General features: G+C 58.1%; 6 protein-coding genes and 1 pseudogene. 5 read left to right on the top strand and 2 right to left on the bottom strand.

All coding sequences use genetic code 11. The features are described 5' to 3' along the window. Nucleotides 1–280: pseudogene (locus HMPREF1147_RS12315) on the bottom strand (IS30 family transposase); the annotation flags it as partial. 153 nt (nt 281–433) lie between these two features. Continuing rightward, nucleotides 434–571, bottom strand: coding sequence for a helix-turn-helix domain-containing protein (locus HMPREF1147_RS12310; RefSeq protein WP_232208061.1), 138 nt, complete (start codon nt 569–571; stop codon nt 434–436). A 232-nt stretch (nt 572–803) separates the two neighbouring features. Between HMPREF1147_RS12310 and HMPREF1147_RS07840 the strand changes: the two genes are divergently transcribed. The 5 genes from HMPREF1147_RS07840 (at nt 804) to HMPREF1147_RS07820 (ending at nt 7,958) form a co-directional block, all read left to right on the top strand. Next, nucleotides 804–1,574: a MurR/RpiR family transcriptional regulator gene (locus tag HMPREF1147_RS07840; RefSeq protein WP_009658402.1), complete on the top strand. Its 771-nt coding sequence runs from the start codon at nt 804–806 to the stop codon at nt 1,572–1,574. 242 nt (nt 1,575–1,816) lie between these two features. After that, nucleotides 1,817–3,928, top strand: coding sequence for an alpha-glucoside-specific PTS transporter subunit IIBC (locus HMPREF1147_RS07835; protein ID WP_009658399.1), 2,112 nt, complete (start codon nt 1,817–1,819; stop codon nt 3,926–3,928). Nucleotides 3,929–4,099: 171 nt separating this feature from the next. After that, nucleotides 4,100–5,764 (top strand): alpha-glucosidase, encoded by a 1,665-nt coding sequence (locus HMPREF1147_RS07830; RefSeq protein WP_009658398.1) that lies wholly within the window; start codon nt 4,100–4,102, stop codon nt 5,762–5,764. Continuing rightward, entirely contained in the window at nt 5,761–6,534 is a 774-nt protein-coding gene (locus HMPREF1147_RS07825) for an HAD-IIB family hydrolase (RefSeq protein ID WP_009658400.1), read from the top strand. The genes HMPREF1147_RS07830 and HMPREF1147_RS07825 overlap by 4 nt, the downstream gene beginning before the upstream one ends. 122 nt (nt 6,535–6,656) lie before the next feature. Further along, on the top strand, nt 6,657–7,958 hold the full coding sequence (locus HMPREF1147_RS07820) for a hexokinase (RefSeq protein ID WP_009658401.1): 1,302 nt from the start codon (nt 6,657–6,659) through the stop codon (nt 7,956–7,958). Nucleotides 7,959–8,049 lie beyond the last annotated feature (91 nt).

Raw genomic sequence — 8,049 nt, 5'->3', positions numbered from 1 at the left:
CTTCCCAGTGTCCGATTTCCGTGCCTTCGTCCACAAGGGCAGGACGCTCCTGTATGCTACGCCCTTTCAGGCGCTTGTTCTTGCGGTTTCGCTTGCGCTTGCACTTTCGTCCGAGCGCTTGCGGGACATCGAACAGCGTCAGCGGAATCCTACCCGCCCACAGCATATTGTAAAGCGTCTTGGTGCATGGGATACCATCCTCGTCGAACCGTTTGTTCGCCCTAGCATCCCCGAGACACATGTCGATCGACCACTTGTTCTTACGGATTCTTTCGGTCATCCAACGCAGGAATGGCGCACAGTCTGCGCTGTCAAGCTTATACGGTCGTTTGGAGTTCTTTCGATGTTCGAGGTAAGCCCGTTGCCCACGCCTTGCCGTATATTGTGGAGACCGCCCGCGAGCAGCTTGGCGTTCGGGTGTCCCCCGCTTAAGCTAATAGTGGATCGCCGTGTGCGAGCATCCAACCCGTGCGGCTATGGCGCGAAGGGAGAATCCTTCGCGGTGAAGTGCCTGTATTTGCCCCCTTTCGTCAAGGGTAAAGTGCTTTCCCGATTTACGAACAGCTTCCATTGTGGTAGAATAGGCGTAATCCATAGTGATTGCTCCTTTGCTGATGTTTTGTAGCGGAACCATTATAGCACGGGATGTCACTATGGATTTTGTTTTTGTTTAGCTGTTCAACTTCATTTTACAACGAACCGAATACTATCAAGTGTTGATTTCTTGAAGTTTTACAAATATATTCTACAAGTTATGCTATAATAACGCGGAATAGGATCCAGCAAAAGAAGGTGAGAATGAGATGCGGCTCACGGAACGAATCAACGCACATCTTAGGGATCTCAGCGATGCAGACAAGTGTATCTGGCGCTGGATCGACAGCAACCGTACGGCGGCGAGCCGCATATCCATCCACAAACTCGCGCGCGCGTGCGCCGTCTCAAGTGCGTCCGTCGTGCGCTTCGCGCAGAAGCTCGGCTTCGATGGTTTCGGCGAGCTGAAGGCGGTCATGCGTATGGAGGCAGCGGAGATGGTGTCGCCCCGCCGCGATGTGACAGCCACGCTCGGCAGCTTCTACGATCAGACATGGCGTACGCTCATGCGGCGTGACTACACGAGCGCGAGCCGTCTCATCCGCGAGGCGCACCGCATCTTTGCCTACGCCTCGGGCTATGTGCAGACGAACGTCATGCAGGAGATGAAGCGGCTCTTCGTCTATGACAACATCCTCATCTACGAGATCGCGGGTCGCGAGGAGTTCTACTCGGTCTACCAGACGGCGGGGCCCGACGACCTCTTCATCTTCATCTCGCTCTCGGGCGAGTCCGAGCGCGTCGTAGAGTTCGCAGATCAGCTCCATCTCAAGGGCGTCCCCATCCTCTCAATTACAGAGATGCGGCACAACACGCTCGCCGCCCAATCGACAGAGAATCTCTACGTCATGCCCGCAGAGATTGGACTCGTCGAGAACGAACAGCGCCTCCAGTTCAAATCCATGCTTGCCTACTTCCTCCTGCTCGAGATCTGGTATGTGCACTACCGCCTGTATGTACAGGAGCAGGAGATGGATTAGAAATGTCCCCTCCAGCGTTTTTGAGGGCTATACGAATCATCCGCTGCTGTAACAAATTTCATCCAATGTACCACGATACAAACTCCGTATATCCTGCCCGAAAGCCGTGAAACTATTGCGTTCGCGGTTTTTTTGCGCTATCTTATAGACAACGGATTTCATATTAGTTTCAGTTTCATTCGCGGGAGGCGCATAGCTTCCCTGCCGCAGGGGTTTGGTTTTTGGGATAAGGAGGAACGCACATGGCACTCAGTAAGGATGTCATCATGCAAAACATGCAGCGGTTCGGCGGAGCGATGTATACGCCCGTCATTCTGTTTGCATTCTTCGGTCTGACGGTGGCGGTGTCCATCGTCTGCAAGAACGAGGGGCTGCTTGGCAGTCTCGCCGCACCTGGCACACTCTGGTATGATTTCTGGTTCGTCGTCGAACAGGGCGCATGGACGGTGTTCGCCCAGATGCCCATTCTCTTTGCCATCGCCGTGCCGATCGGCTTTGCCAAGAAGGAACCGGCGCGCTGCGCGATGGAGTCCTTCGTCATCTATATGCTCTTCAACTACTTCATCTCCGCATTCCTCACGCTCCACGGCAGCGCGTTCGGTGTGGACTACAGCCAGCCGGCGGGTCCCGGCACAGGCCTTGCAATGATCGCGAACGTCAAGACGCTCGACATGGGCATGCTCGGTGCGATCTTCATCGCCTGCTGCACGGCATTCCTGCACAATCGTTTCTATGACACGAACATCCCCGATTGGCTCGGCATCTTCAAAGGACCTGCGTTCGTCGTGGCGATCGGCTTCGTCGTCATGATCCCGATGGCACTTCTCTTCTGCATCGTCTGGCCTGCCGTTCAGCACGCCATCGAGCAGTTCCAGTTCTTCCTCAAGACCAGCGGCATCCTCGGTGTCTGGGCATACACGTTCTCGGAGAAAATGCTCCTTCCCGCAGGTCTCCACCACTTCATCTATCTCCCGTTCATCTTCGGCCCTGCGGTCGTAGACGGCGGCATTCAGGCATATTGGCTTGGCCACATCAATGACTTCATGGTCAGCGGGCAGTCGCTCCGTGAGCTCTTCCCCGAGGGCGGCTTTGCCCTCCACGGCAGCGGCAAGGTGTTCGGTCTGCCGGGCGCGGCACTCGCGATCTATATGTGTGCGAAGCCTGAGAAGCGCAAGAAGACAGCGGCGCTCCTCATCCCCGCAACGATCACGGCGGTGCTCTGCGGCATCACAGAGCCAATCGAGTTCACCTTCCTCTTCGTCGCACCGCTTCTCTATCTCCTGCACGCCGTCCTCTCGGCAACGCTTTCCGCAACGCTCTATGCAATCGGGCTCTCGGGCAACTTCGGCGGCGGTCTGATCGACTGCTTCGTGCAGAACTGGATTCCGCTCTTCTCGTATCACTATGCGACGTATCTCATGCAGATCGCCGTTGGTCTGTGCTTCACCGCGATCTACTTCTTCGTGTTCCGCTTCGTCATTCAGCTCAAGGACTACAAGACCCCCGGCCGCACGGACGACGGCGTAGAGGACAAGCTCTTCACGAAGGCGGACTACAAGGCAAAACAGGCGGGTGCTGCAGGTACTGCGACTGCCGCTCCCGGCATGAAGCTCGATGAGCGCGATGTCAAGGCGCGCGCCTTCCTCGACGGTCTCGGCGGCGCGGCAAACATCAAGGACGTGACGAACTGCGCAACGCGTCTGCGCGTCACGGTCAACGATCCCGAACTCGTCGCTCCGACGGGCGCATTCACCGAGGCGGGCGCACACAGGCTTGTCCGCAACGGTCACGCATTCCAAGTCATCGTGGGACTCTCCGTCCCGCAGATCCGCGAGCGCTTCGAGGCACTCATGACCGCCCCTGCCTCCGATGTGGACGAGGTCGCCGTCGGCACGGAGAAATCCTTTGCCATTACGGCTGTTACAACGGGTCATATCATCGATATGAGCGAGGTCAAGGACGAGATGTTCTCGCAGAAGATGATGGGCGACGGCGTTGCGGTCGAGCCGACGGAGGGCATTGTGGCCGCTCCTGCGGATGCTGAGGTCACGATGGTCATGGAGGACAGCCGCCATGCGGTCGGTCTCCGTATGGACAACGGCGCGGAACTCCTCATCCACATCGGTGTGGACACAGTGAAACTCGAGGGCAAGGGCTTTGAACTGCTCGTCAAGATGGGCGATCGCGTCAAGGCGGGTGCGCCGCTCGTGAAGTTCGACCGCGATGTGATTCATGCGGCGGGCTATCAGGACACCGTCATCATGGCAGTCACGAACTCCGGCGAGTACCCGCTCATGAAGAAGATGACGGGCATGGATGCAAAAGCCGGCGAGACGACGGTTCTGACGTTCTGATGAAGAAAAGTCTCCCCCGTCGAAACGGGGGAGGGGGACCACGCGCAGCGTGGTGGAAGGGGCGCTTTGAACGACAGGGTCCGAGTATCGTCACCGGCGCCCCTATCGGCTCGCATGCTCGCCACTTCCCCCGTTGCGACGGGGGAAGCTCATATAACGAAAGGAACAAGCATGAAAGCAACGAAATGGTGGCAGAACACCGCCGTTTACCAGATCTACCCGAAGAGCTTCAATGACACGACGGGAAGCGGCACAGGCGATCTGCGCGGCATCACGGAAAAGCTCGACTATCTGAAGGATCTCGGCGCGGGTGCGCTCTGGCTCACCCCCGTCTATCCCTCGCCCATGGTCGACAACGGCTACGACATCAGCGACTACACGGGCATCAATCCCCAGTTCGGCACGCTCGCCGACATGGAGGAGCTGATCGCCGAAGCAAAGAAGCGCGATATGCGCATCGTCATGGATCTCGTCTACAACCACAGCTCCGATCAGCATCCGTGGTTTATCGAGTCGAAGTCCAGCCGCAATAACGCAAAGAGCGGCTGGTACATCTGGCGCGACGCGAAACCCGACGGCAGTGCGCCGACGAACTGGCGCGGCATCTTCGGCGGCTCCGCGTGGACGTACTGCGCGGAACGCGATCAATACTACCTCCATACCTTTGCCGAGGCGCAGCCAGATCTCAACTGGGAGAATCCAGAGGTACGTGCAGCCCTCTTTGCAGCGGCGAACTTCTGGCTCGACAAGGGCGTCGGCGGCTTCCGCATTGACGCGATCACCTACATCAAGAAACCCGCCGTCTTCGAGGACGGCACGCCCGACGCGGCGGACGGCATGGTGAGCGTCCACACAATGACGGCGAACACGCCCGGCATCCTCGATTTCCTCCACGAGTTCCGCAGGGAGGTCTTTGACGGGCACGACATCTTCACCGTCGGCGAGGCGAACGGTGTCAGCGTGGCGGAGCTGCCCGACTGGGTCGGCGAGAACGGCGTATTCTCGATGCTGTTCGAGTTTGCGCACGTCCTCGTCCCCTACGAGGACGGCGAATGCTGGTCGAAGATGGTTCCGTGGAAGCTCACAAAGCTCAAGGGCGCACTCTCCGCGAGTCAGGAGGGGGTTGCCAAGGAGGGCTGGTATCCGATCTACTTCGAGAACCATGACCGCGCACGCTCGGTGAACTACTTCTTCCCGAAGGGCGGCGATGCACGCCTTGCGGCAAAGGCACTCGCGACCATTCTCATGACTCTGCGCGGCACGCCCTTCATCTACGAGGGCGAAGAGCTCGGCATGACAAACGTCAAATGGGATACGATCGACGCATACGATGACATCTCCTCCCACGGGCAATACGAGCTTGCACTGAAGGAAGGATTCTCGCCCGCAGAGGCACTGTCCTTTGTCCACTTCAACAGCCGTGACAATGCGCGTACGCCGATGCAGTGGAACGATACGGCGAACGCCGGATTCACCACAGGTACGCCGTGGCTGCCCGCAAACGAGAATTATCACACAATCAATGCGGCGGCAGAGGAAGCGGATGCGGACTCCGTGCTCAATTACTACAAGCAGATCATCCGTCTGCGCAAGACGAATCCCGTACTGCTCAACGGGGTCTATGAGGAACTGCTTGCCGAAAACGAGCAGATCTACGCATTCTCTCGTACGGAAGGCAATCGCCGCATCGTTACGGCAGTCAACTTTTCCGCAGAGGAGGCACAGCTTCCCGCAGGATTTTTGAGGGGCGTGCGGCTCATCGGCAGCTATGCGGATGCGCCAAAGGCTGCGCTCCGTCCGCTCGAGGCGGTTGTCTATGAGGAGGAAGTAAAATGAAGGTAGCGGCAAGCGATTACGACGGCACGCTCCTCCGGGGCGGCAAAATCGACGAGGAGACGAAGGAGGGCATTGCCCGCTGGCGTGCCGCAGGGCACAAGTTCGGTGTGATCTCGGGACGCGACTATGGGATGCTTGTCCCGCAGCTTGAGAAATACGGCGTGGAGTTCGACTACACCGTCTGCAACAACGGCGGCATCATACGGGGTGCGGATGCAGCCGTCCGATTTCAGGCGGAGATTGATCCTCGCGCGCTCACGGCGATTGCGTCAGAGCCGAGCGCACAGAAATCCTTCCACTTCGCCTTCTCTGCAGCAGATGTGACCTATCTCTGCCACCACTCCGAGGGTTCGTGGATCGAGCGCGAGGCAAAGGACTGGGATTTCCCCATCGTCTACATCGAGGAGAGCGAGATTGGAGGACTGACGGGGATTCAGCAGTTCTCGCTCGGCTTTCATGAACCTGCTCTCTCGGAAGAATGTGCGGCGGTGCTGAACGCAAAGCTCAGTGACAAGATTCATGCGTTCCCAAATGCGTGCAGTCTTGACATCACGCCCGCCGGCATCAGCAAGGATCAGGGCATCCGCACCCTCCTTTCCGTCATGGGATGGGATGGCGCGGAGGTGTTCGCCATCGGCGACGAGACGAACGACCTGCCGATGCTGAAGGCATGGGGAGGCTACTCGCTTACGACCGCACGTCCCGAGATACAAGCACAGGCGAAGCAGGTGTTCCCGAGCGTCGGCGCGATGCTCGATCACTTTTGCTAAGCTATCACTGATAAGTGGCGCCCCTTCCACCGCTTACGCGGTCCCCCTCCCCCGTTTCGAACGGGGGAGACTAGAGCGAACCGATAGGGGCGTCCCCACAACTTTTCTTGGGAGGAGTTACCATGGGTTTTGATCGTGAACGATTTGACGAGACAAAGGCTGCCTTCACCATAGACGACGATACGCTCCGCAGGATCGCCGATGATTTCCGCGCCGATATGTGCGCGGGGCTTTCGGGTGAAAAGGGTGCAACGCTTCGTATGCTCCGCTCCTACGCAGGACTTCCAAGCGGAAAGGAGCACGGCTCCTTCCTCGCGCTCGACTTCGGCGGCACAAATGTACGAGCACTTCGCATCCTCCTCAAGAGCGGCGGCGAATATGAGGTACTGAGCAAGGTCGCAAAGCCGCTCACCCTCCCCGGTGTCTATGACTACGTCAGCGCGGATGCAACGGCGGAAGAAATGTTTGACTTCCTCGCTGAGATCATCGATGAGGCGATCGAGGGAAATCGCACAACGAAATACCTGCTCGGACACACCTTCTCCTTCCCCTCGCAGCAGACCGACCTCTACAATGCGAAGCTGATTGTATGGACGAAGGAATTCGCCACGCAGGGGGTCGAGGGTAAGGTCGTCAACGACCTCCTCAAAGAGGCACTCGCACGGCGCGGCATGAGGAACGTCGAACCCGTCGCAGTCATCAATGACACGGTCGCAGTCCTGCTCGCGGCGGCATACAAGCACGAGCACACCTACATCGGCTCCATCTACGCCACGGGGCAGAACACCTGCTACTACGAGGAGTTCTCGGACGGCAGCGAGCCGCCTACCGTCATCAACATGGAGTCGGGCGGCTTCGGAAAACTGCCCTTCTCCAAATACGATGAGATTCTGGACAGGGAGTCCGAGCAGCCCGGCGCACAGCGTCTTGAGAAGATGGTGTCGGGACGCTACCTCGGGTCGCTCTACGGTGCGGCGCTTGCCGACCTCCTCGGTACGGACGGGGTTTACCCCTTTTCGAGCATTGAACTCTCCGAGATCATCGCAGATGCCTATCTCGACCGCCATTCGGCGGGCGCCGTCATCGAGGCAAAAACGGGCATGACCTTCACCGCCTCCGAGCGTGCCCTTCTGCAGGAGCTCGCGACTGCAGTCATCGTCCGCTCTGCACGCATCGTTGCGGCGACCTACGTCGCCATCATTCAGCACCGCATGGGTGAAAACGCGCTTGAGAACCAGTTCGTCGCCGTCGACGGCTCCGTCTATGAGAAAGTCCCGCTTGTCGCGCATCATCTGCGTGGTGCACTCGACACGCTGCTCTTGGACGAGGCGGTCAACGTCAAGATCATCCTCGAAAACACCGGCTCCGCCCTCGGCGCAGCACTCGCAGCAGCTATGACAGAACGAAATGAAAGGATAAAATGAAATCGGTTCGTTGTAAAATGAAGTTGAACAGCTAAACAAAAACAAAATCCATAGTGACATCCCGTGCTATAATGGTTCCGCTACAAAACAT

The organism is Selenomonas sp. FOBRC9 (assembly GCF_000287655.1).
GTDB lineage: Bacteria > Bacillota > Negativicutes > Selenomonadales > Selenomonadaceae > Centipeda > Centipeda artemidis.
The sequence above is the reverse complement of the archived record's forward strand: the minus strand, read 5'-3'. Positions and strand labels throughout refer to the sequence as shown.

Excerpts from the sequence above, each read along its gene's own strand:
- HMPREF1147_RS07830 (WP_009658398.1), top strand. The coding sequence starts at position 4,100 with ATGAAAGCAACGAAATGGTGGCAGAACACCGCCGTTTACCAGATCTAC.
- HMPREF1147_RS07840 (WP_009658402.1), top strand. The coding sequence starts at position 804 with ATGCGGCTCACGGAACGAATCAACGCACATCTTAGGGATCTCAGCGAT.
- HMPREF1147_RS07835 (WP_009658399.1), top strand. The coding sequence starts at position 1,817 with ATGGCACTCAGTAAGGATGTCATCATGCAAAACATGCAGCGGTTCGGC.
- HMPREF1147_RS07825 (WP_009658400.1), top strand. The coding sequence starts at position 5,761 with ATGAAGGTAGCGGCAAGCGATTACGACGGCACGCTCCTCCGGGGCGGC.
- HMPREF1147_RS07820 (WP_009658401.1), top strand. The coding sequence starts at position 6,657 with ATGGGTTTTGATCGTGAACGATTTGACGAGACAAAGGCTGCCTTCACC.
- HMPREF1147_RS12310 (WP_232208061.1), bottom strand. The coding sequence starts at position 571 with ATGGAAGCTGTTCGTAAATCGGGAAAGCACTTTACCCTTGACGAAAGG.